24 protein-coding genes and 1 tRNA gene are annotated in these 25,357 nt (G+C 53.2%); 11 read left to right on the top strand and 14 right to left on the bottom strand.

The features are described from left to right. Window positions 1-36: 36 nt before the first annotated feature. The 3 genes from EUU23_RS04305 to dusB are packed head-to-tail and all read right to left on the bottom strand — an operon-like array spanning window position 37 to window position 3,544. Window positions 37-1,458: a sigma-54-dependent transcriptional regulator gene (locus tag EUU23_RS04305; RefSeq protein WP_160352861.1), complete on the bottom strand. Its 1,422-nt coding sequence runs from the start codon at window positions 1,456-1,458 to the stop codon at window positions 37-39. After that, entirely contained in the window at window positions 1,455-2,549 is a 1,095-nt protein-coding gene (locus EUU23_RS04300) for a two-component system sensor histidine kinase NtrB (protein WP_160352860.1), read from the bottom strand. Before EUU23_RS04300 ends, EUU23_RS04305 begins: the two co-directional genes overlap by 4 nt. Next, window positions 2,549-3,544: a tRNA dihydrouridine synthase DusB gene (gene dusB, locus EUU23_RS04295; RefSeq protein WP_160352859.1), complete on the bottom strand. Its 996-nt coding sequence runs from the start codon at window positions 3,542-3,544 to the stop codon at window positions 2,549-2,551. The genes EUU23_RS04300 and dusB overlap by 1 nt, the downstream gene beginning before the upstream one ends. Before the next feature lie 83 nt (window positions 3,545-3,627). Between dusB and EUU23_RS04290 the strand changes: the two genes are divergently transcribed. Next, window positions 3,628-4,776 (top strand): bifunctional 2-C-methyl-D-erythritol 4-phosphate cytidylyltransferase/2-C-methyl-D-erythritol 2,4-cyclodiphosphate synthase, encoded by a 1,149-nt coding sequence (locus EUU23_RS04290; protein ID WP_160352858.1) that lies wholly within the window; start codon window positions 3,628-3,630, stop codon window positions 4,774-4,776. Next, window positions 4,776-5,288, top strand: a complete 513-nt coding sequence (locus tag EUU23_RS04285) for a CinA family protein (protein WP_160352857.1) — start codon at window positions 4,776-4,778, stop codon at window positions 5,286-5,288. Before EUU23_RS04290 ends, EUU23_RS04285 begins: the two co-directional genes overlap by 1 nt. On the opposite strand, the gene EUU23_RS04280 is transcribed toward EUU23_RS04285, so the two are convergent. Both EUU23_RS04280 and lipA read right to left on the bottom strand, forming a co-directional pair. Continuing rightward, a complete protein-coding gene (locus EUU23_RS04280) occupies window positions 5,252-5,710 on the bottom strand; it encodes a type II toxin-antitoxin system RatA family toxin (protein WP_160352856.1) in 459 nt (152 codons plus the stop codon). The genes EUU23_RS04285 and EUU23_RS04280 overlap by 37 nt on opposite strands. Before the next feature lie 11 nt (window positions 5,711-5,721). After that, complete coding sequence (lipA, locus tag EUU23_RS04275) at window positions 5,722-6,648, bottom strand: lipoyl synthase (RefSeq protein ID WP_160352855.1); 927 nt, start codon at window positions 6,646-6,648, stop codon at window positions 5,722-5,724. A gap of 84 nt (window positions 6,649-6,732) precedes the next feature. On the opposite strand from lipA, the gene EUU23_RS04270 reads away from it, so the two are divergent. From EUU23_RS04270 to EUU23_RS04255, 4 genes are read left to right on the top strand one after another with little or no spacing between them, the layout of a single operon-like run. Next, window positions 6,733-7,680, top strand: coding sequence for a sodium-dependent bicarbonate transport family permease (locus tag EUU23_RS04270; protein WP_160352854.1), 948 nt, complete (start codon window positions 6,733-6,735; stop codon window positions 7,678-7,680). Between the two features lie 3 nt (window positions 7,681-7,683). Then, the gene (locus EUU23_RS04265; RefSeq protein ID WP_160352853.1) at window positions 7,684-7,995 is read left to right on the top strand and encodes a P-II family nitrogen regulator; all 312 of its coding nucleotides are present in this window, start codon (window positions 7,684-7,686) and stop codon (window positions 7,993-7,995) included. After that, the gene (locus tag EUU23_RS04260) at window positions 7,996-8,619 is read left to right on the top strand and encodes a carbonic anhydrase (RefSeq protein WP_160352852.1); all 624 of its coding nucleotides are present in this window, start codon (window positions 7,996-7,998) and stop codon (window positions 8,617-8,619) included. Further along, window positions 8,616-9,245 carry a pyridoxamine 5'-phosphate oxidase family protein gene (locus tag EUU23_RS04255; protein WP_160352851.1) on the top strand — a complete coding sequence of 210 codons (630 nt, stop codon included), beginning with the start codon at window positions 8,616-8,618 and terminating at the stop codon, window positions 9,243-9,245. Before EUU23_RS04260 ends, EUU23_RS04255 begins: the two co-directional genes overlap by 4 nt. Here EUU23_RS04255 and EUU23_RS04250 read toward each other — a convergent pair. Both EUU23_RS04250 and ettA read right to left on the bottom strand, forming a co-directional pair. After that, a complete protein-coding gene (locus EUU23_RS04250; RefSeq protein WP_160352850.1) occupies window positions 9,216-10,166 on the bottom strand; it encodes a hypothetical protein in 951 nt (316 codons plus the stop codon). The genes EUU23_RS04255 and EUU23_RS04250 overlap by 30 nt on opposite strands. A 28-nt stretch (window positions 10,167-10,194) precedes the next feature. Continuing rightward, a complete protein-coding gene (ettA, locus tag EUU23_RS04245) occupies window positions 10,195-11,874 on the bottom strand; it encodes an energy-dependent translational throttle protein EttA (protein ID WP_160352849.1) in 1,680 nt (559 codons plus the stop codon). A gap of 115 nt (window positions 11,875-11,989) precedes the next feature. On the opposite strand from ettA, the gene EUU23_RS04240 reads away from it, so the two are divergent. The 4 genes from EUU23_RS04240 to EUU23_RS04225 all read left to right on the top strand — a co-directional run bounded on the left by EUU23_RS04240 (window position 11,990) and on the right by EUU23_RS04225 (window position 18,379). Next, window positions 11,990-13,375, top strand: coding sequence for a M28 family peptidase (locus tag EUU23_RS04240; protein ID WP_160352848.1), 1,386 nt, complete (start codon window positions 11,990-11,992; stop codon window positions 13,373-13,375). Continuing rightward, complete coding sequence (locus EUU23_RS04235; RefSeq protein WP_160352847.1) at window positions 13,372-13,623, top strand: hypothetical protein; 252 nt, start codon at window positions 13,372-13,374, stop codon at window positions 13,621-13,623. The genes EUU23_RS04240 and EUU23_RS04235 overlap by 4 nt, the downstream gene beginning before the upstream one ends. A 101-nt stretch (window positions 13,624-13,724) precedes the next feature. Continuing rightward, entirely contained in the window at window positions 13,725-15,869 is a 2,145-nt protein-coding gene (locus EUU23_RS04230) for an EAL domain-containing response regulator (protein ID WP_160352846.1), read from the top strand. Then, window positions 15,866-18,379: an ATP-binding protein gene (locus EUU23_RS04225; RefSeq protein WP_160352845.1), complete on the top strand. Its 2,514-nt coding sequence runs from the start codon at window positions 15,866-15,868 to the stop codon at window positions 18,377-18,379. Before EUU23_RS04230 ends, EUU23_RS04225 begins: the two co-directional genes overlap by 4 nt. A 4-nt stretch (window positions 18,380-18,383) precedes the next feature. On the opposite strand, the gene EUU23_RS04220 is transcribed toward EUU23_RS04225, so the two are convergent. From EUU23_RS04220 to EUU23_RS04210, 3 genes are all read right to left on the bottom strand, one after another. Further along, window positions 18,384-19,322, bottom strand: a complete 939-nt coding sequence (locus tag EUU23_RS04220) for a crotonase/enoyl-CoA hydratase family protein (protein ID WP_160352844.1) — start codon at window positions 19,320-19,322, stop codon at window positions 18,384-18,386. 154 nt (window positions 19,323-19,476) lie between these two features. After that, the gene (locus EUU23_RS04215; RefSeq protein WP_343032691.1) at window positions 19,477-20,127 is read right to left on the bottom strand and encodes a polysaccharide biosynthesis/export family protein; all 651 of its coding nucleotides are present in this window, start codon (window positions 20,125-20,127) and stop codon (window positions 19,477-19,479) included. 160 nt (window positions 20,128-20,287) lie between these two features. After that, window positions 20,288-20,377 (bottom strand) — tRNA-Ser (locus tag EUU23_RS04210). A 131-nt stretch (window positions 20,378-20,508) separates the two neighbouring features. Here EUU23_RS04210 and hspQ point away from each other — a divergent pair. After that, window positions 20,509-20,859, top strand: a complete 351-nt coding sequence (hspQ, locus tag EUU23_RS04205; RefSeq protein WP_246156090.1) for a heat shock protein HspQ — start codon at window positions 20,509-20,511, stop codon at window positions 20,857-20,859. On the opposite strand, the gene EUU23_RS04200 is transcribed toward hspQ, so the two are convergent. The 4 genes from EUU23_RS04200 to EUU23_RS04185 form a co-directional block, all read right to left on the bottom strand. After that, window positions 20,853-21,875 (bottom strand): SO2930 family diheme c-type cytochrome, encoded by a 1,023-nt coding sequence (locus EUU23_RS04200; RefSeq protein WP_160352841.1) that lies wholly within the window; start codon window positions 21,873-21,875, stop codon window positions 20,853-20,855. The genes hspQ and EUU23_RS04200 overlap by 7 nt on opposite strands. Then, window positions 21,872-23,077, bottom strand: a complete 1,206-nt coding sequence (locus EUU23_RS04195; protein WP_160352840.1) for a parallel beta-helix domain-containing protein — start codon at window positions 23,075-23,077, stop codon at window positions 21,872-21,874. Before EUU23_RS04195 ends, EUU23_RS04200 begins: the two co-directional genes overlap by 4 nt. 76 nt (window positions 23,078-23,153) lie before the next feature. After that, window positions 23,154-23,861 (bottom strand): aspartate/glutamate racemase family protein, encoded by a 708-nt coding sequence (locus EUU23_RS04190; RefSeq protein ID WP_160352839.1) that lies wholly within the window; start codon window positions 23,859-23,861, stop codon window positions 23,154-23,156. An 82-nt stretch (window positions 23,862-23,943) separates the two neighbouring features. After that, window positions 23,944-25,356 carry an NAD(P)(+) transhydrogenase (Re/Si-specific) subunit beta gene (locus tag EUU23_RS04185; RefSeq protein WP_160352838.1) on the bottom strand — a complete coding sequence of 471 codons (1,413 nt, stop codon included), beginning with the start codon at window positions 25,354-25,356 and terminating at the stop codon, window positions 23,944-23,946. Window position 25,357: the final 1 nt, after the last annotated feature.

Genomic DNA, 25,357 nt, shown 5'->3' with positions numbered 1-25,357 from the left:
GCGTTTCATAACTTGTCATCTTGCCCAAAACCCGATTCAACCTGAAAGTCCGGTACCAATCCCATATTCGGTCAGCTTTTTGCGTAACGTGTTCCTGTTGATCCCAAGCAATGCCGCTGCTTTCAACTGATTACCTTTAACCTGCCGCATGACATGTTGCAGCAAAGGCGTTTCGAATTGGGCCAATGCCTTGGGATAAATCTTGTCTCTTATATGCCCCCGCTGTTTATGATCCCTAAGAAACTGGACGACCGCTGCTTCAAAACTGGCGCCTTGTACCGGCGCGTCGCCGTCTGGCGCACTTTCCACATTTTGGAAAATGGTGGAATCGGTAATGACGTCCTCACGGCACACCAGCGCCAGACGATAGATCAGATTTCGAAGCTCCCTGATATTCCCGCGCCAGGGCATCGTCATTAACGCCGCGATTGCGCTATCATCAATTTTCCTGAGCGGAAGGCCGTCTTTGGCGGCAAGGATCAAAAAATGATGTGCCAGCAAACCGATGTCATCGGTGCGATCGCGCAGTGGCGGCATATGTATCGGCACCACATTCAGACGGTAAAACAGATCTTCACGAAATTTACCATTCGCGATCAATTCCTCAAGCCGTTGATTGGTGGCAGCGATGATACGGACGTCCAGCCTGATACTGGCTTTTCCGCCGATGCGGCTTATAACGCCACTTTGCAACGCGCGTAATAGGCGGGTTTGGGCATGTTTGGGCATGTCGCCAATTTCATCGAGAAATAGCGTGCCCCCCTGCGCCTGTTCAAAACGGCCTATGGCCTGTCCTACTGCGCCGGTAAAAGAGCCTTTTTCGTGCCCGAAAAGTTCAGCCTCTATCAACTCGCTTGGAATCGCGGCCATGTTCACTGCAACAAAGGGTCCGGTTTGCCGGTGACCCAGACTATGAATAGCCTCCGCCACCAATTCCTTGCCGGTACCACTTTCCCCCGAAATCAGCACTGAAAGGTCATTGCGGAGCAAACGCGCAACCATTCTGTAAACATCCTGCATGGCCACACTCCTGCCGATCATGGGCAGGTTGGCTTCGGACAGGGTATCTGCGCCGCTATCCGGCGTGGTACGTCGCTTATCAATTCCCTGTTTTACCGCCAGGACAAGGTCGTTCAGGTCAAATGGCTTGGGGAAATATTCGAACGCATTGATTTCGCTGGCGCGCACGGCGGTTTCCAGAGTGTTTTGTGCGGACATGATAATCACCGGCATGTCCGGCGTTGCCGCCATCACCTCTTTCAATGTCGCCAGCCCGTCGCTGTCTTTCAGCACCACATCGGTCAGCATCAAATCAAAATGCCCCGTATCGAGTGCCGCATTTCGTGCACTGACTGAATCACAAATCTGGGTATCGATATTCTCCGCCGATAAAGCGGCGCTAACGACCATCCCGATCGATGCGTCATCTTCGACGATCAAAACTCTGGGATTGGTCATATGTCAGCTTTCATAGTTGCGACGGGCAGGAAAAGGCGGAAAATGGTGATATTCTTCTGAACGTCACGTTCAAACACAATGCGGCTGTTCATATTTTGGGCAAGATTCCGCACAATCGCAAGGCCAAGGCCCTGCCCGTCACGCTTGGTGGTTACGAACGGGGAAAACAGTTCATCCTCGATATGCGCGGGCACGCCGGGGCCGTTGTCAGAAATGGCGATTTCGACGGGCAGCTTTACCGATTTTCGTTCAAGGTCAGCCTCACGCAGGGCGCCGCTCATCACAAAACGGGTGGATATGCCGATGACCCCATCCAGCCTGCCTTGCAACGCATCAACCGCATTTTGCATCAGATTTATCAATATCTGGACCATACCGTCGGCATCGATAAGCACTTCGGGAAGGGACGGGTCATAATTGATCGAAAGTTCAGGCATTGCCCGATTCGCCGCCCTGAGTGATCGGATCGCACGTTCGATCAACAAATGCACATTTGCAGGCGCAAGTTCCGGCGGTTCGGATCGTCCAAGTTTTTGCATCTGATCCAGCAACCGGGCAATCCGGTCGACTTCATTGACTATCAATTCGGTCAAAGGCTGATTTTTCTTGTCCACATGCCGTGCCAGTAATTGCGCCGCTCCTTTTATCCCTGCCAGAGGATTTTTGATTTCGTGCCCCAATATCGCCGGCGCACCCATAGCCTGCTGTTGCCCGCTGTCTTTCTGTTCGCCGATATGTTCACGACCCCCATGTCGGGGGGAAATAACGGCAATCCGCCAGTCGGTTTCACCGGGCAGTAACGAAATGTTGATGTCGACGGTGATCGACCCGTGGACAGACTTCAATTCCATATCCTGCGCCGAAAGGTCATTTTCCTGGGAAACAAGCGCAAGATTCATTCGCTCGCTTTCAAAAAGCAAAACCGATTCGACAAACTGCCCTTCAAGTCGTTTTCTGCTTCTGCCAAAAAACGCCTCGCTTGCATCATTGGCGTAAGCAATTTTGTTATCGGGCGAGATAAGCAAAACCGGCACCGGAATATTGGTCAGGATTTGCCCAAAGTCCGGATGCTTCATCGCCGAATGCGCCATCAGGCCGCAGTGCGCGACAAAAATGGTTCGTAAAAACGTGTCAGTTCATCGACGACAATTTCAGGGTCATCGATACGGTTCACAAAATTGCGAAACTCCGCCGAACCGTTCAGTCCCTTGGTATACCAGCCAATATGCTTTCGCGCACACCGTAGCCCGACATCATTTCCATAAAGATCCAGCATCGCCCGATAATGTTCGATGATGAGGTGATATTGCGCCTCGATACCCGGATCGGGCAAAATGCTTCCATTGCGGAACCAGTGCATCATCTGGCTCAACAGCCACGGCTTGCCATAAGCGCCGCGGCCTACCATGATTCCATCAGCGCCACTTTGTTCCAACGCTTGTTCAGCATCGGAAATCGTGCAGATATCGCCATTGACGATAACGGGAACAGACACCCGATCCTTGACATTGCGGACAAAGGCCCAATCGGCGGACCCTTTATACATCTGGTTACGGGTACGGCCATGGACCGTCACCATTTTTGCGCCCAGATCTTCGGCGATATGCGCCAGTTCCGGGGCATTCAGACTGCCATGGTCCCACCCCATCCGCATTTTCACCGTGACCGGAACCGAAACCGCCTTTACCGTCGCTTCGATCAAGCTGGCAGCCAATGGCAAATCGCGCATCAACGCAGAACCCGCATCGCCATTCACCACTTTTTTGACCGGGCACCCCATATTGATGTCGATGATCGCGGCGCCGCGATCTTCATTTAGCTTGGCTGCCTCCCCCATTTCATAGGCGGTGCATCCGGCCAATTGCATGGAAACCGGTTCTTCGATCGCGTCCCATTCGCATTTTTGTAATGATTGCCTCGTTTCGCGAACCATAGCCTGGCTGGCGATCATTTCAGTGACATTCAGCCCTGATCCGAAACGCCGGACGATTTTACGAAATGGCATATCGGTAACACCGGTCATCGGTGCCAAAATGACAGGGCAATCAATTTCGATATTGCCGATGTGAATGGGTGCGAGTTTCATCTTTTCTACATTGCCTAAAATTTAGGCAGGCCGTTACTCGCTTTCGGCTTGGCGTGCAACAGCGGGATGGCTAAGGCGCGACAATGGCTTCACGTCCGCATATCATTGCCCTCATCGTTGCGGCCGGTTCGGGCAGCCGGGCCGGTGGATCAACTCCCAAGCAATTTTGCAAGGTAAAAGGGCAGCCGATGCTGCGCCACAGCTATGCTGTTTTTTCCAACCGCCCGGAAATAGAGAGTGTCGTCCTGGTCATCGGGGCCGGACAGGAAAATCAGGCGCAGGCCGCGGTTGAAGGATTGCCCGCCCCACTTTTGGTAACCGGCGGCGCAACGCGGCGCGAAAGTGTTCGCAACGGGCTGGCCGCAATCGCGCAAATGGGGGGGGCAGATTATGTGTTGATACATGATGCTGCGCGACCCTTTCTGCCCGAACAGGTGATTGACGACCTGCTAAATGCGCTTTTGGAGGCACCGGGAGCAGTGCCTGCCCTGCCGATGGTCGACAGCATCGCGCGCGGGACGGACATATTGACCGAGACAGTAGAGCGAGAAAATCTGTGGCGGATCCAAACACCCCAGGCCTTCCATTTCAGTGCAATCCATGCTGCACATTTGGGCTGGAGTGGTGCAGAACCGACCGATGACGCCCGGATGCTAATGGCCAATGGCTTGGAAGTGCATATTGTTCCGGGCGACGACGCTTTGACAAAAATGACATTTGCCAAGGACTTTTCAGGAAAAGACATGATTACTTCGATGCGAAGCGGAACAGGGTTCGACGTCCATCGTCTGGTCGCCGGTGAACAATTATGGCTTTGCGGCGTTCTGATCCCGTATGACAAAGGTCTTTCAGGTCATAGCGATGCCGATGTCGCGCTGCACGCCTTGACCGATGCGATGCTAGGCGCACTCGCCTTGGGTGATATCGGTGACCATTTCCCGCCTTCCGATCCCCAATGGAAGGGGGCGTCGTCTGACCGCTTTTTGGCCCATGCGATGAAATTGGCGCGCGATATGGGGTACGAGCTTTCAAACGTCGATGTCACCATAATTTGCGAGGCTCCTAAAATAGGGCCGCATCGATCCGCAATGCGGGCGCGCATTGCGGAAATAACCGGTACAGATATCGAGCGTATATCGGTAAAAGCGACGACAACCGAATTGCTTGGCTTTACCGGGCGCGGTGAAGGTATAGCAGCCCAAGCGATTGCCACTTTTGAAAAGCCAAACTGATGAAATCCGTCCTGCCCCAGAAAATAGCCAAATTGGCCGAACGCGTTGTCGCCGAAAATCGCGCTGCGGGGCGAACGATCGCAACCGCTGAAAGCTGCACTGGCGGGCTGGTCGCAGCGGCTATAACCGAAGTACCGGGCAGCAGTTCGGTTCTGGACAGCGGCTTTGTGACCTATTCAAACGAAGCTAAAATGAGAATGCTTGGTGTAAATGCCGATATTCTTGACACTTTCGGTGCGGTTTCCGTTGCGGTGGCATGGGCAATGGCACAAGGTGCCTTGAAACGAAGCGGTGCCGATATTGCCGTGGCGATCAGTGGAATTGCCGGACCCGACGGGGGTACGGAAAAAAAGCCGGTGGGAACCGTTGTATTCGCCGTCGCCGAAAAAGGGAAAGATGCCGAGGATATGGTCGGCGACAAAATTCAGTTCGGTTCCGACAAAAGCAGAGCGGATATTCGCAGTTATGCGACGCTTCACGCGTTGGGGCTATTGCTTCCCCCCGCCCCGTAAAGGACGTCCGCCCGCTCGATAAATGCAGATGTCATCTTGCGGAGTGCCGCGTCAAAAAATTGCCCTGCCAACGCTTCGAACACCTTGTTCCGGAACGAAAAATCAACGGTAAAATCCACCGTTGAACCACCATCCGCATTATCTTCAAACCGCCAGCTATTATGCAGATGCTTCATCGGTCCATCAAGATAATCGACCGTTATCGATGAATTTTCTGTCTTTAAAACCCGACTGCTGAATGTTTCGCGCAATGATTTGAAACCGACGATCATGTCGGCCAGCATTTCACTGTCGTCATCCTTTCGGATACGCACGGCGCTGACCCAGGGAAGAAATTCGGGATAGCGACCGACATCGGCAACCAGATCAAACATTTGCGCGGCGCTGTGCGGCAAAGTCCGGCGTTCGTGGTGGTGGGGCATCGGCGTTGGATCTAGCCTGCTTTGGCCAGTTGTGCCGCCCGTGCGTCGCGCATTTTGGCGAAATCGTCCCCCGCATGGTAGCTCGAACGTGTGAGCGGACTGGAAGCGACCAACAAAAACCCCTTCGCCCTTGCAATAGCAGCATATGCATCGAAAGCTTGAGGCGTCACAAAATCCATGACTTTGGTATGCTTGGGTGTCGGCTGCAAATATTGGCCCATCGTCAAAAAGTCGATGCCGGCGCTCCGCATGTCGTCCATGACCTGATGCACTTCCATCCGTTCTTCACCCAAACCAAGCATGACACCGGATTTAGTGAAAATAGATGGATCATGCCGTTTGACAGATTCAAGCAAACGCAACGATGCGTAATAACGCGCGCCCGGTCTTATCGTCGGGTACAGACGCGGCACCGTCTCCAGATTGTGGTTATACACATCGGGACGGGCGGCAACGATAGCCTCAACGGCCGCATCTGCCTTGTTCCTGAAATCGGGTGTCAGGATTTCAATCGTCGTTTTGGGGGTATTGCGACGCAGCGCTTCAATCACTTTGACGAACTGACTGGCACCACCATCGGGCAAATCATCGCGGTCCACCGACGTGATCACGATATGCTCCAATCCCATTTTTGCAGCGGCAATCGCAACATGCTCCGGCTCAAGTGGATCAACCGCCTTTGGCATGCCCGTTTTGACGTTACAAAATGCACATGCCCTCGTGCATACATCGCCCAATATCATGACGGTGGCATGTTTCTTCGTCCAGCATTCACCGATATTGGGGCATGCCGCTTCTTCGCACACAGTATTCAGATTAAGGTCGCGCATAAGGCGACGGGTTTCATTAAAACCTGCGCTTGTCGGCGCTTTTACCCTGATCCAGTCAGGTTTGCGTTCACGCTGTGGTCGTTCGGGCGGGATGATGGGTGCGTTCATGTCGCCCAGATAGCGATGCGGCACCCACTTGCCAACTGCAACTTGCCTGCTATCGAGAGGGTGTTTTTGCAATCAGGAGGTGGTATGATCGTTGATACGCTGACATCTCCGGTCATTTTGTTCTTCGTTCTGGGCTTTTTGGCGGCGCTGGCAAAGTCGGACCTTTCCATTCCCGAGGCTTTTGCAAAAGCCATGTCTCTATATTTGATGGCGGCCATCGGGTTGAAAGGCGGCGTTGAAGTTGCGTCCAGCGGGATTACCGCCGACCTTATCGCCGCTTCTGTGGCGGGTATAGCCTTAAGCTTTTTGCTGCCGATCATCGCATTCGCGCTGCTACGCAGCTTTGGCGGCCTTTCAAAAATTGATGCCGGTGCGGTTGCAGCACATTATGGTTCGGTCAGTGTCGTTACTTTTGTGACCGCAAAGGAAATATTGACCGGTCAGGGATTGGGGCCGGCTGGCTATATGGTTGCCGTTCTGGCATTGATGGAAACACCCGCCATCATCAGCGGCCTGGTGCTGGCACGCCGCGGACAAGCGTCGTCAGGCGCCACGGTCCCTTGGCACGAAGTGCTTACGAACGCTTCGGTCGTCCTGCTCGTCGGTAGTTTTGTAATCGGAATGATCGCAGGGAAGGACGGTTTCGCGCCTGTTAAACCGTTATTTGACACCGGCTTTCGCGGTGTCCTTTGCCTGTTTTTGCTCGACATGGGGCTGATCGCGGCCCGGCGATTGGTGCAATCGCGGAAAATAACGCTAAAACTGGTGGTTCTCGCCATCATTTTACCGGTGCTGAACGGTGTCATCGGGACGACATTGGGGACCGCCATCGGCCTAGACATTGCCTCTGCGGCGGCGCTTGGAATTCTCGCGGCAAGCGCGTCTTATATCGCCGTCCCGGCTGCGATGCGTCTGGCATTGCCAGAGGCTGATCCGGGGATTTATTTGAGCATGTCTTTGGGTATCACCTTTCCATTCAATATCATCTTCGGCATTTCACTGATGGCCGCTTATGCTCAGCTGATCGGATAGAATATGGCAGAAACAGTCACCCGGAAACGGATCGAAATACTCGTCGACACCCCTCTTGCCCCCCGGATTACCGCCCTGATCAAGGCAGTAGATATCTCGGGGTGGAGTCTTATTCATGTTGATTCAGGCGGTGGCCGGAACGGTCAATGGCAACAGGACGATGTTACCGGCGCTGCGGCGAAAACCATTGTCCTTGTCGTCGCATCCACAGAAAAGGCAAATCATCTGGTGGACGCCCTGGTTCCTTTGCTGGATAGCTACCGGCTCCTGCTCACCATTGGTGATGTCCAGGTTGTTCGTGGGGACCGCTTTTAAATGCCGGAATTTGCTTCGTTGATTGAAGGTTACAAGCGGTTTCGAAATGATGCCTATGTCAAGCAAAAGGCGCGTTTTGACGCTCTGGCCAGTGACGGTCAATCGCCGCCCGTGATGATTATTTCCTGCTGCGACAGCCGTGTCGATCCGGCAACGGTTTTTGATACAGTGCCGGGTCAAGTCTTCGCGCTGAGAAATGTCGCAAATCTCGTTCCGCCTTATGAAACAGGCGGTGGTCTCCACGGTGTGTCGGCTGCGATCGAATTTGGCGTTCTTGGTCTGGAGGTCAGGCATATCGTCATTCTCGGTCACGCCCAGTGCGGCGGGATCACGGCTTCGCTGTCGGGCAGCGATCTTGGTCAGCAGGGCCATAGTTTTGTCGATAAATGGGTGGGCATCATCGATGATGCCCGTGACGCAATTTTGGCGGCCAATTGCGATGATCCGCAACATGCGCTGGAACTGGAAACGGTTAGGGTAAGCCTTGCCAATTTACGCACATTTCCCTTCATTACAGAGCGTGAAAAGACGGGCTTTCTCAAACTCCATGGTGCCTATTTCGGGATAGCGCAGGGTGAGTTACATGTTCTTGATGAAGCAACAGGAATGTTCGAGCCGCAATGACATCAAGCCTACAAGATACTGAATTTTATAATGATATTGACTTAAGTTTTACCAAAGCGTGGGACTTGATTGAGCCGGGTGCAAGCAAAAGATCATCCGCGGCCCACACGCCGGTGGTGGGAACTGTGGATGGCGACGGCGTCCCCCAATTGCGTGTCATGGTCCTGCGCGAGGCGGATCGCAATATGCGCCGCTTGCGATTTCACACTGATTTACGCTCAACCAAAATCGGCGAAATCGCCTTGAATAGCAACGCATCGGTGCTGATGTATGACGCCGGTGAAAGGCTGCAATTGCGATTGGGAGGCAAGGCAATTTTGGCCACCGATCCCGAAGCTGTAAATATCGCATGGTCAGGCTCTACGCCGTTTGCAAGGCGTTGCTACATGTCGGAAATGGCACCGGCAACGCCCAGTGAGGGGCCAACATCGGGTTTACCCCAATGGATCGAAGGCCGCCAACCCGACGAAGCGCAACTGAGCGACGCCCGCGAAAATTTCGCGCTATTGTTGTTCGAGGTTCGCTCTATCGAATGGTTATTTCTTGCCAATATGGGCCACCGGCGTGCGCGTTGGGATTGGCAGGATGAAAACAGTTCATGGACCGGCCGTTGGCTTGTTCCCTGACGAACAGCGATCAATAAAGGTTTTCACCATGATTAAGTGCCGCGACGCCGCTATCGCAAGATCGGCATCTGCACGGCTCTCCGCATTGAAATAGGCAATATCGGGCTCGTTCAAGGCGAGGTAATTCGACATGGACCCGTCGCTTTGATCTACCTCTTCATGCCAGAAATGTATCCCGCTGTCGGATAAGGCGCGCCCACATGCCTTTGTCGCCGCAGATGGGGAGCCATGGGCACGCGCATGGGCGACCAGCCCGAGCGTGTCATAATTGGCCATCAGGGGAATTGGGCTTACCGCCAGTAACGCACCTTTTCGTGCTCGCTTTTCACCTTGGCGGAAAGCGATCTTGTCAACGATGCTGATATCGCCCCTGCCCCCTTGGCCATCGCCCGCAAATCCAGGGCTGTTGGTGTGCAACGCGATAACCGGCTGGCCGATGGGGCGCTGATCAAGGATCGTGGATGTGAATGCCGGGGATTGGCTGTCAAAATTCCGGTTAGGGTCACATGCCGCTTTTTTGCGGACATCAACCCCGCAACGGCCATAACCGCTTTGCATCCGGGCGCTTCCGTTTCCGCTATTCACGGCGATACCGACCCCGCCATGTTCCTTAAGCGCGGCAATCATCGCGTCGAAAGCGGCATTTTCGTCATCATGCGGCACAAGCCAAAGTGGACCATAAGGCTTGGCAGTGTTGGTAAACCGGATCAGATGCCAGTCAAATCCGTTCTCTGAAAATCGATAGTCCGCAATTTCGATGCCGCTGAAAAATCCAGTTTCCGAAATATTTCGCGCGACATCATCATCGGCCGCGATCCATTGTTCAACCGGACCCACAGCCCATATATTATGTGCAGATGCGCCACCGCACAATATCCCGGCGGCCAGTGCATAGCCCAATATCCGTCTGGAAATTGTCACAGCGCTTTCCCGAATATATGGATGAATCCTATCGCGTCATTTTCTTGTAGGTAGCCCGATGTGGCCGGGTCGCTTCGTCACCAAGGCGGGCAATCTTGTCCTCTTCGTAAGATTCAAAATTACCTTCAAACCATTCGACATGGCTATCGCCTTCAAATGCGAGAATATGGGTCGCCAGACGGTCGAGGAAAAAGCGGTCATGGCTTATGACCACCGCGCAACCGGCAAAACTTTCCAATGCCTCTTCCAACGCAGACAATGTTTCCACATCAAGATCGTTGGTAGGTTCGTCAAGCAACAGAACATTGCCGCCCTCTTTCAGCATCTTGGCCATGTGGACGCGATTGCGTTCGCCGCCCGACAATAATCCGACCTTTTTCTGTTGATCCGTGCCCTTGAAATTGAATGCACCAACATAAGCGCGCGTTGGCGTTTCATGTTTGCCCAATTTCATGAAATCCGCCCCACCGGAAATTTCTTCCCAGACATTTTTATTGGGATCAAGGTCGTCACGGCTCTGGTCGACAAAGCCCAAGCGCACTGTCTCGCCAATATCAACTTCGCCGCTATCCGGGGTTTCCTGACCGGTGATTAACCGGAACAAGGTCGATTTACCTGCACCATTGGGGCCGATAACACCGACGATGCCGCCGGGCGGAATGCTGAACGACAAGTTTTCGAACAATAATTTGTCGCCATAGGCTTTCGACACATTTTTGACTTCGATCACCTTGCTGCCCAGACGTTCCGGTATCTGGATAACAATCTGTGCCTTTCCAGGGGTGCGGTTCTCCTGTGCCTCGACCAATTGATCGAAAGATTTGATACGCGCCTTGGATTTGGTTTGCCGCGCCTTGGGGCTTTGCCGGATCCATTCCAGCTCGTCCTTGATCGCCTTTTGCCGTCCGGCATCTTCACGCGATTCCTGTTCGAGCCGCTTGGCTTTCTTTTCCAGATAGGTGGAATAATTGCCTTCATAGACAAAATACCGTCCACGATCGAGTTCGAGTATCCAGCTGACGACATTATCCAGAAAATAACGGTCGTGGGTAACCAGAATGACGTTGCCCTTATAGTCGACGAGATGCTTTTCCAGCCACGCCACAGATTCGGCATCAAGATGGTTGGTCGGTTCGTCGAGCAGCAATATGTCAGGCTTTTCCAGCAGCAATCGGGTCAAGGCAATTCTGCGCTTTTCGCCGCCTGACAGGTTCGTAACCGGACTATCTGCAGGCGGGCAACGCAGGGCGTCCATGGCCAGTTCCAACTGGCTATCGAGGCTCCACCCATCGACGGCGTCAATCTTTTCCTGCAGCGTTCCCATTTCTTCCATCAAGGCATCGAAATCGGCGTCTTCTGGCGGGTCGGCCATCAGCATCGATATTTCGTTGAAACGGTCCACCAGATCCGCAACCGGGCGGACTCCGTCCATGACATTTTCCTTGACCGTTTTGTTCGGATCAAGTTCGGGTTCCTGCGCCAGATATCCCACGCGGATGTTTTCGCCCGGCCATGCTTCACCGGTAAATTCCGTGTCCATGCCAGCCATGATTTTCATCAGCGTCGATTTACCGGTACCGTTCGGACCAACGATGCCGATTTTAGCATCCGGGTAAAATTGCAAATTGATATTGCTGAGGACGGGCTTACTCGCGCCGGGGAAGGTTTTGGTCATCCCTTTCATTACGAAGCTATATTGCGCTGCCATGTCGGTAACTTTCCTGTCTGGGATTTACTTTGATTTGGCCGCTTCCCTAACCATCTGGCCTTATCCTCGCAAGGCGGGATTGCAAAACTATGGCAGGCTATTATGCCTGTGCCCCATGAACAAACATTCCAGATCATTCGCCGCAGCATCAATGCTGCTGATTTCAGCAACTTATTCCGTCGCCAACGCACAATCGACATTATCTGATGCACGCGAAAGCGTGCTGAAAAGTGACGAAGTAGCGTATGACGTCATCGAAGGCCTGACCACCGAAATCGGCCCCCGTCAGGGCGGAACAGAGGCAGAGGCGCGGGCGCGAATCTGGGCGGTAAACAAGTTGAAGGCGCTGGGTTTCGAAAATGTCCGCATTGAAGAATTCAAGATGCCGACTTGGGTCCGGGGCGAAGAAAAGGCGGAAATTTCATCGCCTTTCAGGCAAAAGCTCGCCATCACGGCGCTGGGCAATAGCGGTAGCACTGGCGAAGCGGGACTGGAGGCTGAAATTGCCTATTTCCCGACTTTGGATGACCTGCGCGTTGTCCCGGATGGCAGCCTGAAAGGCAAGATCGCCTTTGTCAGCCATGCCATGCACCGGACGCAAGACGGCAGCAGCTATGCCGCCTTTGGACCTGCGCGATTTGTCGGCCCGAACATTGCGGCGAAAAAGGGGGCTGCGGCGATCATTATTCGGTCGGCAGGAACCGATTATCATCGCAATCCGCACACCGGCAACACCAACTTTGAAGCCGGGGTTACGCCGATTCCGTCCGGCGCAATTTCGATACCGGATGCGGAAAATCTCGAAAGAATGCTCGGGCGCGGCAAAGCCATAACCATGAAACTTAAACTGACGCCGCAAAATATCGGAATGCAGACATCGGGCAATGTTCTGGCCGAAATACCCGGTAGTAACCCGAAATTGCCGATTATTGTCATCGCATGTCATCTCGACAGTTGGGATCTTGGGACCGGCGCGATTGATGATGCCGCAGGATGTGGAATAATAACAGCGGCGGCCAAGCATCTGAAAACATTAGGACAACCTAAACGGACTGTTCGACTTTTGTGGGCAGGTGCCGAAGAAGTGGGGGTTTGGGGCGGCAAGGATTATGGCGCGCAACATGCGACCGAAGGACATGGTCTGGCCATGGAATCCGATTTTGGCGCCGGTAATGTATGGGCTGTCGATTTTCTGCTTCCTGAAAGTGCGTCCGAACTGAAAAGAAAGATAGTTGCAGCACTTGCCCCACTCGGCGTTGTTCCCCGTAAGAATGTTGCTGCTGGCGGTGCCGATATCGGGGCAATAATCGCCGCCCAAAAACCGGGAATCATCGACTTGCAACAAGATGGCACCAAATATTTTGACCTGCATCACACGCCTGACGACACGCTGGACAAGATCGATAAGGCCGAATTGCGCCAAAATGTGGCCGCTTGGGTTTCCACCCTTGCGTTGGTTGCAAATTATGAAGGCCCGCTCAATCCGGAGCCGATGCCATGAGAACTCGGATTTTTCTGGTTTGCATGATCGCGGTTTTATCGGCCTGTACATCCCAGCCGTCTGCCGTTAAATCGGGCGATCCTGAAAAAACCGCCACAGACGATAACAAGCAGGACAAGATCGGAAACCGTCAGGATTCGATCGAAAAGGCAGCTGAAGAGGCCACCAAAATAATAGAAGCCGACGCAAAAGCCGACATCGATGCCCTTGGGCAAAACGGGTCAAATTCCCCCGGGGCGCCCAACTAGGATCGACCATGATGTTTTGGGTCCTGAACCTTACAAATTCGGCGCAATTTACAAACGCTCCCTTAACCAATCCTTGAGGTTCTCCGGCTAACGCGAGAAGCATGCTTGCGCGCATAGTCATAGTTGATGATCGTTCGACCAATTTGCGCGTCTACGCGCAATATGTCGCAATGATGGGTCCGGAATACTCCGCCACATGCTTCCACAGTGCTGTAGAGGCATTGAAGTGGCTCGAAACCGAGCATGCCGACCTCCTCATCGTTGATTATCGTATGCCTGAAATGGATGGCGCGGCCTTTATTTCCAAATTCAGGGCACGAACAGTTGGCGCACATATTCCGGCGATCATCATCACCGCACGGCAAGACAGGGAATGCCGGATTAGTGCGCTGGATGCAGGGGCAACAGATTTTCTGCAAAGTCCTGTGTCTCATGTCGAGTTTCGCGACCGCGCCATTTTGCTGCTCGGCCAGTTTCAAAAACAACAGGAACTGAAACAGTCCCTCGCCCTCAATAACCGCACTGTGCCCGGCGAAGACGACGGTATTGAACCGACTGGCAAATCCATGCTGGAACAGATTATCGACACAACGCCGATTTTGATCAATGCCACTGATCGCAACGGCAAATTCCTGTTTCTGAATTCCTACCAAGCCGCCCTATTTGGTCGCGATCCCGAAGAATTGGTCGGCCATCCGATCACTGAAATTCTACCCCCTGAAGTTGTCGAACGCGAACAACGCCGGAATAATGTCATTTTGGAAACCGGCATTTCGATTCCCAATTATGAAGAGAAATTTGTTAGTGAAGACATTGAACTGACCTTTCATTGCAACAAGTCGCCTTTGTTAAACAAAGATAATCAAACCATCGGGATATTGACCACAGGGCTGGACATCACGGCGCGCAAATTTGCCGAAGAACATCGGACCCATCTGGCTTTGCATGATATGCTTACCGGCCTTCCGAACCGGACTTTGCTGTCCGAACGCATGCGAATTACGATTGATGATTGCAATGCGACGGGCAAAGGTGCGGCGCTGCTGTTACTTGATCTGGACCGGTTCAAGGTCATTAACGACACCAGAGGGCATCAGGCTGGCGACATGTTGCTGCGTCAGGTTGCCGAACGATTGAGCGGAGCGTTGGACAAAAATGGGTTCGCCGCCCGAATTGGCGGTGATGAATTTGCTATCGTCATGCAAAATCTTGAAAGCCAGGACCAGTTGGTTGCCAGTTGTTCGAAGCTGTTGACACAAATTGGCGAGCCCTATTCGGTTGGCGGGGTGGAGCAATTGATCGGGGCGAGCATCGGTATTGCCCTGATCCCCGACGATGGCAATTCGTCGGATGAACTTCTCCGGCTTGCCGACCTGGCGATGTATGAGGCCAAATCATCGGGCCGAAACAGATTCTGTTTCTTTTCACCCAGAATGAACCAGATCGCGCAGCTAAATGCCGGGGTCGAAAGTGATTTGCGTGACGCGCTCAACCATGAACAACTGTTCCTGGAATATCAGCCCATTGTTGACATTGGAACCGGCAATTATGTGGGACTAGAGGCACTGTTACGGTGGCAACACCCCGTGCGCGGGCGGCTTGTGCCCCATGATTTCATCCGCGTTGCCAATGACTCCGGGCTGATCGGAAATATCGGTCAGTGGGTCATCAACAAGGCATGCAGGCAAATTTCAGCCTTTGCAGATGAAGGCATTATCCTGCCACCTGTCGCCGTCAATGTGTCGCCGAAGCAATTTCAATATAGCAATATGAGCGCGGACATTCTGGAAAATATTGCCACATATAATATTCCCACGGGCAGGCTTGCGATTGAAATTACCGAAGAATTATTGTTGGAACATAATCAGGAAGTGCGCGACCAGCTGATGAAATTGCGTTCCAGCGGGGTCGGCATTTCGATTGACGATTTCGGAACGGGCTATTCATCGTTGCAATATCTGCGCGATCTGCCGGCAACGCGCTTGAAAATCGATCAGACCTTTATCGCGCGTATCGAAAATTCTTCTGCCGACCGCGCCATTATATCGACAATCGCCCATTTGGCCCATGCCCTGAATATGCGCGTGGTGGCGGAAGGTGTCGAGAATGAAGCGCAATTTGCACTGCTCCGGGCATCGGGCTGTGACGAGGCACAGGGATTTTTACTTGGCCGTCCTCTGGCGGTAAACGAACTTCGCAATCTCTTTACCGGTCTCGCCCCTAAAGTTGAAACAGGCGCACCATGATTGCCTATTTAAAGCAGATACGCGGCCAACTCAGCCCGGAACAGGAAATTTTACGCAACCGCCTGGTCATGGGCGGAGCGTCTGGCATTGGCTGTTACTTGTTTGCATTTGACACGATCATCTTTTCTGCATTTTTCGCCTATCTGTCCTTCAACGCCGTTTTGTATGCCATGCAGAAAAGAGGCATCAGACGTCCCGAAGAACGATGGTTCTCCGCAATCATTCTGGATGTGATGATGGCGTTTACGGTGATGATGCGCGAACCGGAGCATATGTCCATATTCTACCCCATCATATTATGGATGATATTGGGCAACGGATTTCGATATGGCTTGAAATGGCTGTTTATTGCCGCAATTTTTTCGACAATTGCATTTGGTTTCATCGTGGCTTCGACAGAATATTGGCAGCGAAATTCCAATCTGGGATATGCACTGACTCTCGGGCTCATGGTTATCCCTGCTTATTGTTCGACACTGATCCGCAAAATTTCCCATGCCAAGGAACAGGCCGAAATGGCCAGCAAGGCGAAAAGCTATTTCCTTGCAAGCGTGAGCCACGAATTACGCACCCCGTTGAATGCCATCATCGGTTATGGCAACCATTTGCGCCAATCCGAAATGCCACGCGCGCAAAAGGAAATGATCGAGGCCAGCGTTTTGGCGGGGGAACATCTGCTTCACCTGATCGAACAATTGATTGAAGTCGCCAAAACGGGCACTGGTTCGGCGCAGGTAAAAACATCCGCATTCCGTCCGACCGAATTGCTGACCGAAATCCGCAACATCATGGCGGTCCGTATCGAAGACAAAGGCTTGGCGCTCCATTTGCAAGCCGAGCCGCTGTCAGACCGTCTGGTTGAGGGACCGACAGATGTGTTGCGGAACATTTTGCTCAATCTGGTCGGCAACGCGCTCAAATTTACCGAGGCGGGCAATATTTCGATCCATAGCGGCTTTTCGATTCAGGCAGGCAAGGATTATATCTGGTTTTCGGTGAGCGATACCGGCATCGGGATCGCGGAAAGCGCGATCGAACGCATTTTCCAGCCCTTTCAGCAAGCGGACGAAACGGTATTGAACCGCTTTGGTGGAACAGGTCTCGGCTTGGCCATCTGCAAGCAGCTCGTCGAGCAGGTCAACGGCCGGATATCGGCGGAAAGCAATTTGGGTCGGGGAAGTACTTTCCTGATCGAAGTACCGGTCAATCTGGTCGAGATTGAAGAAACTGAATGGGTTTCCGGGACCAGCGACCTCGTTCACATCATATCCTTTGGCAATATTGCGCCGGAATTGCTGGTAGAGGCAAGGACAGCGGACAATTTCATTTTGCGGCACATCAACTGTGAAACGCCAGCAGAACTGGCTGCCATTATCGCGGATAAAGGGCTTCATCAATTTAAGGTGGCCCTGATTTCGCACGCGCTAGCGCGCCAAATCGAGCCGGAAAGCCCCATTTGGGATAGCTTTGCAGATGCCGAAATCGCGCCTGTTCTTGTTACTGATGACAATGCGGTGGATATCGAAGAAGTTGCCTTGCGCGCGGCATTTGCATCGATTTTGCCCGCGTCGCCCAATTTTGCAGAATTGCGGAGCGCCATCCGGATCGGATGTTCTTTCGCGCGGCAGTTCAAACCTGTCGACGAAAATGCACCTTCGGAAAAACCCCATTATCAACCGCGCAAGATATTGGTCGCCGACGACAATCGCACCAACCGGAATGTGTTGGGAGCCATTTTGGGGACGGCGCATCATGAAGTCACAATGGTGGCCGATGGTGACGAGGCGCTGGATGCCCTAGAAAATGGGCAATTCGACATTTTGTTGCTCGACATAAATATGCCGCGCTTGAACGGCATAGATGCCTGCATGATGTGGCGCCAAATAGAAGGGGGTCGCCAGCATTTGCCAATTGTCGGCGTTACAGCCGATGCCACGGCAGATACGGAAATCCGGTGCCGGAAAGCGGGTATGGATTTGCGGATCACAAAACCGGTCGATGCCAAGCTGTTGCTTGCGACCATTGAACAGCTATGTGCGCCATCCGCGCACGGCGCCGCATTGATCGAGAGCATCGGACCCGACCCGATGAACGTCGTTGTTCCGCTCGCCCCTGTTGCCACGCCCTCCCATGCGGCGATAGACCCGAGCCAAATTGAATATCTCATGTCAATCGGGGACGGGGTGTTTGTTTCGGGCATGATCGACGGATTTTTTGAAGACACCGAACAGACGCTCGAACCGTTGCGGCGGTCGGTTCATGATGGAAAAGTTCACGATTTCAGATTTTGCGCCCATGCCATCAAAAGTTCGAGCAACAATATGGGTGCCAAAAAACTGGCAGAACTCTGCGGAAAACTGGAACGTGTTACCGAAGCCGAATTTGAAGAGAACCGTTTCCACTATCTGCGGAAAATCGAACAGGAACTGGATATGGTCCTGTGCGCGTTAAGAGAGCTGAGTGAAGAGCAATCTTACGAACGACAATCCAGCAGCACGGCTAGGCCGTGACGGCCTAGACAGCAGCCTTCAGGCTGCGCTGAATCCGGCGCTCTTGCGCGTCGGCGAGCCGTTCCATTTTTCGAACGTCAGCCTCGGTCAAGGTCATGGCAGTTTCCGCCCAGATATTCGTGATCCGGAGCAATTCCTCCAATTCCACCGGATCGGCAGCTCTGCGCGCCAAATAGACCGCCCGTTCCGCGGCAAAACGCGCCTGACCTTTTTGGCAATATTCGACAATGGCGGCCTCGCCCTGCCCGTCATCGACCAATATGTCGACGATACCAAGGTCGTATAATTCCTCTGCGCTATGGATTTTGCCCTCTAATATGAAGCTTTCCGCTGTCTTGCGGCCGACCCGGCGCAGCAGGAAGCTATAGGCCCCCATTCCCGGAAAGAGGTTGAAGATGATTTCCGGCAGCCCCATCCGCGCGCTGCGTTCGGCGACAAGAATATCGAAAGCCAGCGCATGTTCAAACCCGCCGCCGAGCGCATCACCCTGAACCAGAGCCATTGTGATGATCGGCGCGCCAAAGCTGTTGGCATTGGCATATTGCATCCGCACGCAGGTTTCGGCGTAACTCCGCATGGCCGCCAAATCACGGTTACGGATACATTCGGCAAAATGCCGAAGATCGCCGCCCAAATTATAGATGCCCGGTGTTTTAGAACCGCATACGAAATAGCGTAAATCATCATGCGCGCTATTTGCCGGAATTGTATAATTGTTCGCGATCCAGTCCTGCACCTGCTGGATTTCAGCGCCCAGGCTATAGGTATAACTGGGGCGGCCCGTCTGATCCATGAAGCACCAAAAGATCTTATCTTCCCGATCATGCCGGAGCGAGATTTCACGAAAATTGCGTTCGGTTATCGGAATACCCAGAACACGTTCCTGCAAAGCGAGAACCGGTTTTTCAACTGCGCCATCAATAACGCGAGAGTGGAATGCCATAAAGCCCCCGATAAATCAGTGTCCGGCCACCCCAACCAGTAGCTTTGCATAGCATAAATTTCTAAACTGCAAGACGAATTTCATCGGTTGCGGATATAATTGAGATGCTAGATATTCTAAACGAAGCCTTTTCAGGCTTTGCCGTTCGAAACGATCAATTGGTGGTCAAAATATAAACGAGCGGTGTCAACAAAGTCGGTGCAATCTGGAGGGCGTCCTTAAACAGTCTGCGTGCCTGCGAATCTCCAACAACCACGACGTCATTTGCGAACACTTCCGGGTCATTATAATTGCCGCGCCTTATCGCCTTCAAATTATACAAGGCTGCCATTTTCTGGCCGTTAACAGTTCGAAAAATGACGACATCATCCAGTTTGGCGAATTCGGCAGTGCCTTTTGCCACGGCCACCGCCCGCATCAACGTCATGCGGCCGATGACAGGATAAAGGCCCGGTTCGCGCACTTGTCCGTCGATAGTGACGACCTGGCTAACCGTTTCTTTTAAATTCACGGTGACTTGGGGGTCACGCACATATTGCCCGCGCAACCGGCCTTCAATTTCCTCTTCAAGTTCACCTGGGGTCTTGCCGGCGGCAGTGATGATCCCTGCCAGCGGAAAGGAAATTCGCCCCCCGGCATCAGTTTGCACTTCCTGTTTGCTCAATTCTTCAATGCCGAAAACATCGATGACAAGTTTATCAAAGGGACCAATCAAATAGGGCCGATTCTGCTCAAATAAATCCAGACGGGTCGGTTCAGGTAAAACATTGCTGTCTACGATCTTTATATCCGATGCACTTCCCACACTACCCAATTGCGAACTTCCGCAAGAAGCCAGGGTAAATGACAAAAGAAGCATCAAGAATCGGTAAAACATTTTAACATCCCAGAATTTATAAGCAGTCCTGCTAGCGAACACCGAATATTAAAGCCACCATTTTTGGCTTTCACAGTGCAAAGGTAAATGGCGGAGAGATAGGGATTCGAACCCTAGGTACCCTCACGAGCACGCCGCATTTCGAGTGCGGTGCTTTCGACCACTCAGCCATCTCTCCGCAAATCCGCAGGGCTGGTCAGTGCCGCAAAACGGCGCGCCCTGAAGACAGAGCGGGGCCATTAACCGAAGTTTTTCGCTTTGCCAAGCGGCAAGGTTGATTTGCCCATATAATGCGCTGATATGGGCTATATGCGTAACAAGGTTTTGATTCCCGAAGTAGCGATTGCCCAATTTGCGATTGGCGATGTTGTACGGCACCGTATTTTCGACTTTCGCGGTGTGGTGTTTGATATTGATCCGGTTTTTTCCAACAGCGACGAATGGTATGAATCCATACCCGAACCCGTGCGTCCGTCAAAAGAACAGCCCTTTTATCACCTGTTCGCCGAAAATGCGGACAGCAGCTATATCGCCTATGTCAGCCAGCAAAATCTATTGGCCGATGATGAACATGGGCCAATTACACATCCGGGTATAAAAGCCGTTTTTGAAGGTTGGACCGGCAAACGGTATGAAATGAAAAGGCTGATGCGTCAGTGAACTGTTGGCGGCATGGCCGCGATCCAGTCTTCCAGCACCTTCACCCCCTCTGCATGATGCAACGCCCGGCCCAGTTCGGGCATGGCAATGCCAGGATCCGTGCTTTTCATGCGTGAAATCAGGATCGAGCGTTCCGGATGTCCGGCCTCGATGATGAAATCCAGATCTCCGCTCGCCCGTCCGGCGGCCACTGGCCTTTTCCCGATTCCGGCGGAGGCTGCATCGGTGGCTGAGCCGTCGAGGAACAGCCCACTATTGCTCGCGGCTCCTTTCGGGGCATGGCAATGGCCGCAATTCACCTTGAGATAAATATGCGCCCGATCTTGCAGATTGTGTGGATCGCGATCGTCCCATCTGGCCCATTTTGCAAAACTTGCCAGCGTCGGGATTTGCCGCGTGAAGCGCGCCGCGTCCCCGGAACGCGGAAATTCCATATTTTGCCAGATCGGGCCGATGGGCGTAATCTGTTCGGCCGATGAATGGCATTGTTTGCACTGGTTTTTATTGGGCACGGCATAGCTGATTGAGGTTTTTGCCCCATGAAGATCGAAGCTGACCGGGATCCGGGTGCCGCCGACACGTAAGTCGGCATCACTGCCGTCGGCGCGCCACACATAGGGCAAAGCCACCCACCCATTGGCCCTGTGCAACAATAGCCGGGTTTCCAAAATGTTGAGGTTGCCTGTTTCAACATCCTGATACCCAAAGCTTTTGACCAAAGCGGTTCCTACGGGAAAAACCAGCTTGCCCTGAGCATCAGCGGTTACGACGCCGTCGCGGGGAATGAAGATGAAACGTTGTTTTTCGGCATAATCGGAAAATAACGGCGTGCGTAACGTATAGGGAATCATCTGCGATGACGGATGCGCCGCGCCGCCCTTGAAAAAGCCGAATTCGGACAATGTAGGCGGATTTTGTTCGCCAGCGATCATGTTTTCGGCGATTTCTGGATCGTTGGCCGATGTCGCGACGGCTGTTGCGAAACACGCAAGAAGCGGCAACAGCCAGCGCATCATCGGACCACAGCCTCCATCGAATCAGGCAATTTAATCGCTGGTAATGCAGCAGGGCGCGTGGTCGAGACCGCCAGCGGAACAGGCGATGCCGTTGCGGGATCAGCCAAAATATCAGTCAATCCAAGCGAAAGCGCAGATACGGTATCCGATACTATCGGTGCTTTGGTAGGGCCACCTGCGCCATCCCAGAAAATCGCCGGAAAACTGCCGCCCATCGCTGCTGCGATTTCCTTGCCGCCGCGAAATTTGGGGTCCCATCCTGCGCGGCCATGCTGATTATCCCAAATCACCACATCGCGGGGCAAAGGGTCATATTTCGGGTCATTGTGGGGGAAACGGTAGCCAACGACCATGATGTTCGACGTGCCATTTTCGCCCAACACATTATCGAAAATTTCGACATTGCGATTGGCCATGACCATGACCCCGGTGCCGGTCGGCACATTCGCCACGATATTGCCCTTTGGCGCAAAATTCGGTGTCATGTTATCGACAATGATATTGTCGAAAATCCGTACATTATGACCGCCCATCTGCGGTAAATTTGGCAAATCGAACACCAGGATACCACCGGTGTTGTGCGTCGCGATATTGTCGTGCACATCGGCATCAAAGCTGTTTTCGATTTCGATACCCGCAACATTTTCCGAGGCGATTGATTCCCGGACAATGATGTTTCTCGATTGTCCGACATATATTCCGGCGTCCGATGCGCCACGCACGATAACGCTATCAATCAGGACATCTTTACTTTCAACCGGATAAATGCCGTAGGCGCCGTTGGTTTCCTTCGGACCACCTGTCCATTCAACCCGCAATTGAAAATAAACGATCCGGTCCGCACCCTTGGATTTTATGCCGTCACCCTTGCTATTTTCCACACCGAAATCTCGCAAGACCACATCATCCGATGTGACCAAAAGCCCCTCACCTGCGCCTTGCTGTCCTGAAAAATCGAGGATCGAAAGCTTGGCGCCCATCCCCTTCACCGTGACATTGTTCACATCGAGCGACAATCCGTCGGTAAGACTAAATCGCCCCGCCCCGAGTTCGACCACATCGCCGGGTTCGGCGGCGATCAAAGCCTCTTGCAAACGCGCCTGCGCGCCGTCACCGGGCGCGACAGCGATTGTTTTTGCAAAAGCAGGTTGCACAAGCGCGCACATGGCAGCGCCAACGATTCCAATGTTCCTCATCCTCATGCGGATAAGATGCCTGATGAAAATCAAAAAGCCAAGGGAGATTAAAAGGGGCCGGAATACGCGCTTTCAATTAGCGTTAGGGGCTGTTCCCTGCATCACCCAATATCCAGTCCACGCCGGCATCGGCATGAATTTCCGTGCTGTCATAAATGGGCAGGACATTGGCTTTTGTATCCACGATCATGCACAATTCAGTGCAGCCCAGAACGACCGCCTTAATGCCTTCCTGATCGATTTCAGTGATGATGGTTTTCAAGGTGCGTTCGGACTCGCGCCTTACTTGACCAAGCATCAACTCGTCATAGATGATCCGGTCGAGATCTTTGACATCATCCATTTCCGCCGGCATCAACGTAACGCCATGTTTGACAAGGCGTTGGCGATACCAATTTTCCGCCATGACATTGGCCGTGCCCAGCAAGGCGGCGGACTGGACGCCACCTGCCTTCATCTTCTCACCCACCGCATCGGCAATATGGATGATTGGAACAGAGACGGATTGGGCAACGCGGTCATAGACCTTGTGCATGCTGTTCGCGCCGATCAGGATCGCAGTGGCCCCGGCTTGTTCAAGGCGTTGCGCCGACCCTGTCAGGACTTCGGCGACATGGCCCCAATCCTGTTCGCTGTTCGCCTTGGCAATGTCGCAGAAATTCAGGCTTTCGATTATCAATGGGGCGTTGCACGACCCGTTGGTCCGCTTCAAAACCTGCTTGTTGATCCGTGCATAATAGAGCTCGGTTGAATACCAGCTCATGCCACCGATAAGTCCCATTTTACGCATATCAGATTCCCATTTTCAAAACCAAAATGCCGCCCCGAAATATCTCGAGGCGGCCTTTTGACCTTCGTTAGCGTGAAGTGACCTAATGCTGCAAGGCTTTGACGATGTCTTCGCACATCTTCTTGGCATCGGCGAGGAGCATCATGGTCTGGTCCATATAAAAGACGTCGTTATCGACGCCCGCATAGCCGACGCCGCCCATCGAACGTTTGACGAAGAAAACGGTCTTCGCCTTATCCACATCGAACACGGGCATCCCGTAAATGGGCGATGTCTTGTCGGTCTTCGCGGCGGGGTTCACCACATCATTCGCGCCGATGATGAACGCGACATCGGCTTGTGCGAATTCGCTGTTGATATCTTCCAGCTCGAATACCTCGTCATAGGGAACCGATGCTTCTGCCAGCAGGACGTTCATATGCCCCGGCATACGGCCGGCAACCGGGTGAATGGCGTACTTCACCTTCACGCCCTGTTTTTTGAGAACATCAGCCATTTCACGCAAGACATGCTGGGCCTGCGCCACCGCCATGCCGTAACCGGGGACGATAATCACGCTTTCGGCCTGCTGCATCATATAGGCGGCATCTTCGGCAGAGCCGCGCTTCCATGGGCGTTGTTCCTTGGCCTCGCCACCTGACGCCGCCGCTTCTGCCCCAAAGCCGCCCGCGATCACGCTGATGAAGCTGCGGTTCATGGCCTTGCACATGATATAGGACAGTATCGCACCCGACGAGCCGACCAATGCGCCGGTGATAATCATTGCGGTATTGTGCAAGGTAAAGCCCATCGCCGCCGCCGCCCAGCCTGAATAGCTGTTGAGCATGGATACCACCACCGGCATATCCGCCCCACCGATGGGGATGATCAGCAAAAATCCGATCAGGAAGCTCAATCCGGTTATCGTCCAGAATATCCAGGGCGACTGGTCAATGGTAAAATAGCCCACCAAACCGACAATCGCGGCCAATGTCGTAAGATTTATCAAATGCCGCAGCGGCAACAATATCGGCGCGCCCGACATCTTGCCCGCCAGTTTCAGGAAGGCGATGACCGACCCTGAAAAGGTGATCGCACCAATGGCGATACCCAGACCCATTTCGACGCGGCTGACCGGATTGATCAGGCCATCCGCACCGGTAATACCAAAAGCAACCGGATTCAAAAACGCCGCAGCGGCAACCAGTACCGCCGCCATACCCACCAGACTGTGAAATGCAGCCACAAGTTGCGGCATATCGGTCATGGCGATGCGGCGGGCGATGACCCAGCCAATGCCGCCACCGATGGCGATCGCGCCCAATATCTCGGGCAGAGAAGCTACTTCATGCGTCACCAGCGTCGTCACCACGGCAATCAGCATACCGGCCATGCCGAAGCGGTTACCCCGCTGCGATGTTGCAGGTGAGGAAAGCCCACGCAGCGCAAGAATGAAGAAAACGCCCGATATCAGATAGGCGAGCATAACCCATGCAGGAGGAGCAGCATGTTCCATG

The sequence above is a fragment of the Sphingorhabdus profundilacus genome (assembly GCF_009769755.1).
In the GTDB taxonomy this organism is placed as follows: domain Bacteria; phylum Pseudomonadota; class Alphaproteobacteria; order Sphingomonadales; family Sphingomonadaceae; genus Sphingorhabdus_B; species Sphingorhabdus_B profundilacus.
The sequence above is the reverse complement of the archived record's forward strand: the minus strand, read 5'-3'. Positions and strand labels throughout refer to the sequence as shown.

Excerpts from the sequence above, each read along its gene's own strand:
- EUU23_RS04240 (WP_160352848.1), top strand. The coding sequence starts at position 11,990 with ATGAACAAACATTCCAGATCATTCGCCGCAGCATCAATGCTGCTGATT.
- EUU23_RS04300 (WP_160352860.1), bottom strand. The coding sequence starts at position 2,549 with ATGGCGCATTCGGCGATGAAGCATCCGGACTTTGGGCAAATCCTGACC.
- dusB (WP_160352859.1), bottom strand. The coding sequence starts at position 3,544 with ATGAAACTCGCACCCATTCACATCGGCAATATCGAAATTGATTGCCCT.
- EUU23_RS04260 (WP_160352852.1), top strand. The coding sequence starts at position 7,996 with ATGCCGGAATTTGCTTCGTTGATTGAAGGTTACAAGCGGTTTCGAAAT.
- EUU23_RS04235 (WP_160352847.1), top strand. The coding sequence starts at position 13,372 with ATGAGAACTCGGATTTTTCTGGTTTGCATGATCGCGGTTTTATCGGCC.
- EUU23_RS04230 (WP_160352846.1), top strand. The coding sequence starts at position 13,725 with ATGCTTGCGCGCATAGTCATAGTTGATGATCGTTCGACCAATTTGCGC.
- EUU23_RS04290 (WP_160352858.1), top strand. The coding sequence starts at position 3,628 with ATGGCTTCACGTCCGCATATCATTGCCCTCATCGTTGCGGCCGGTTCG.
- EUU23_RS04265 (WP_160352853.1), top strand. The coding sequence starts at position 7,684 with ATGGCAGAAACAGTCACCCGGAAACGGATCGAAATACTCGTCGACACC.
- hspQ (WP_246156090.1), top strand. The coding sequence starts at position 20,509 with ATGCGTAACAAGGTTTTGATTCCCGAAGTAGCGATTGCCCAATTTGCG.
- EUU23_RS04220 (WP_160352844.1), bottom strand. The coding sequence starts at position 19,322 with ATGGCATTCCACTCTCGCGTTATTGATGGCGCAGTTGAAAAACCGGTT.
- EUU23_RS04280 (WP_160352856.1), bottom strand. The coding sequence starts at position 5,710 with ATGCCCCACCACCACGAACGCCGGACTTTGCCGCACAGCGCCGCGCAA.
- EUU23_RS04195 (WP_160352840.1), bottom strand. The coding sequence starts at position 23,077 with ATGAGGATGAGGAACATTGGAATCGTTGGCGCTGCCATGTGCGCGCTT.
- EUU23_RS04185 (WP_160352838.1), bottom strand. The coding sequence starts at position 25,356 with ATGGAACATGCTGCTCCTCCTGCATGGGTTATGCTCGCCTATCTGATA.
- EUU23_RS04255 (WP_160352851.1), top strand. The coding sequence starts at position 8,616 with ATGACATCAAGCCTACAAGATACTGAATTTTATAATGATATTGACTTA.
- lipA (WP_160352855.1), bottom strand. The coding sequence starts at position 6,648 with ATGAACGCACCCATCATCCCGCCCGAACGACCACAGCGTGAACGCAAA.
- EUU23_RS04190 (WP_160352839.1), bottom strand. The coding sequence starts at position 23,861 with ATGCGTAAAATGGGACTTATCGGTGGCATGAGCTGGTATTCAACCGAG.
- ettA (WP_160352849.1), bottom strand. The coding sequence starts at position 11,874 with ATGGCAGCGCAATATAGCTTCGTAATGAAAGGGATGACCAAAACCTTC.
- EUU23_RS04225 (WP_160352845.1), top strand. The coding sequence starts at position 15,866 with ATGATTGCCTATTTAAAGCAGATACGCGGCCAACTCAGCCCGGAACAG.
- EUU23_RS04270 (WP_160352854.1), top strand. The coding sequence starts at position 6,733 with ATGATCGTTGATACGCTGACATCTCCGGTCATTTTGTTCTTCGTTCTG.
- EUU23_RS04285 (WP_160352857.1), top strand. The coding sequence starts at position 4,776 with ATGAAATCCGTCCTGCCCCAGAAAATAGCCAAATTGGCCGAACGCGTT.
- EUU23_RS04305 (WP_160352861.1), bottom strand. The coding sequence starts at position 1,458 with ATGACCAATCCCAGAGTTTTGATCGTCGAAGATGACGCATCGATCGGG.
- EUU23_RS04200 (WP_160352841.1), bottom strand. The coding sequence starts at position 21,875 with ATGATGCGCTGGCTGTTGCCGCTTCTTGCGTGTTTCGCAACAGCCGTC.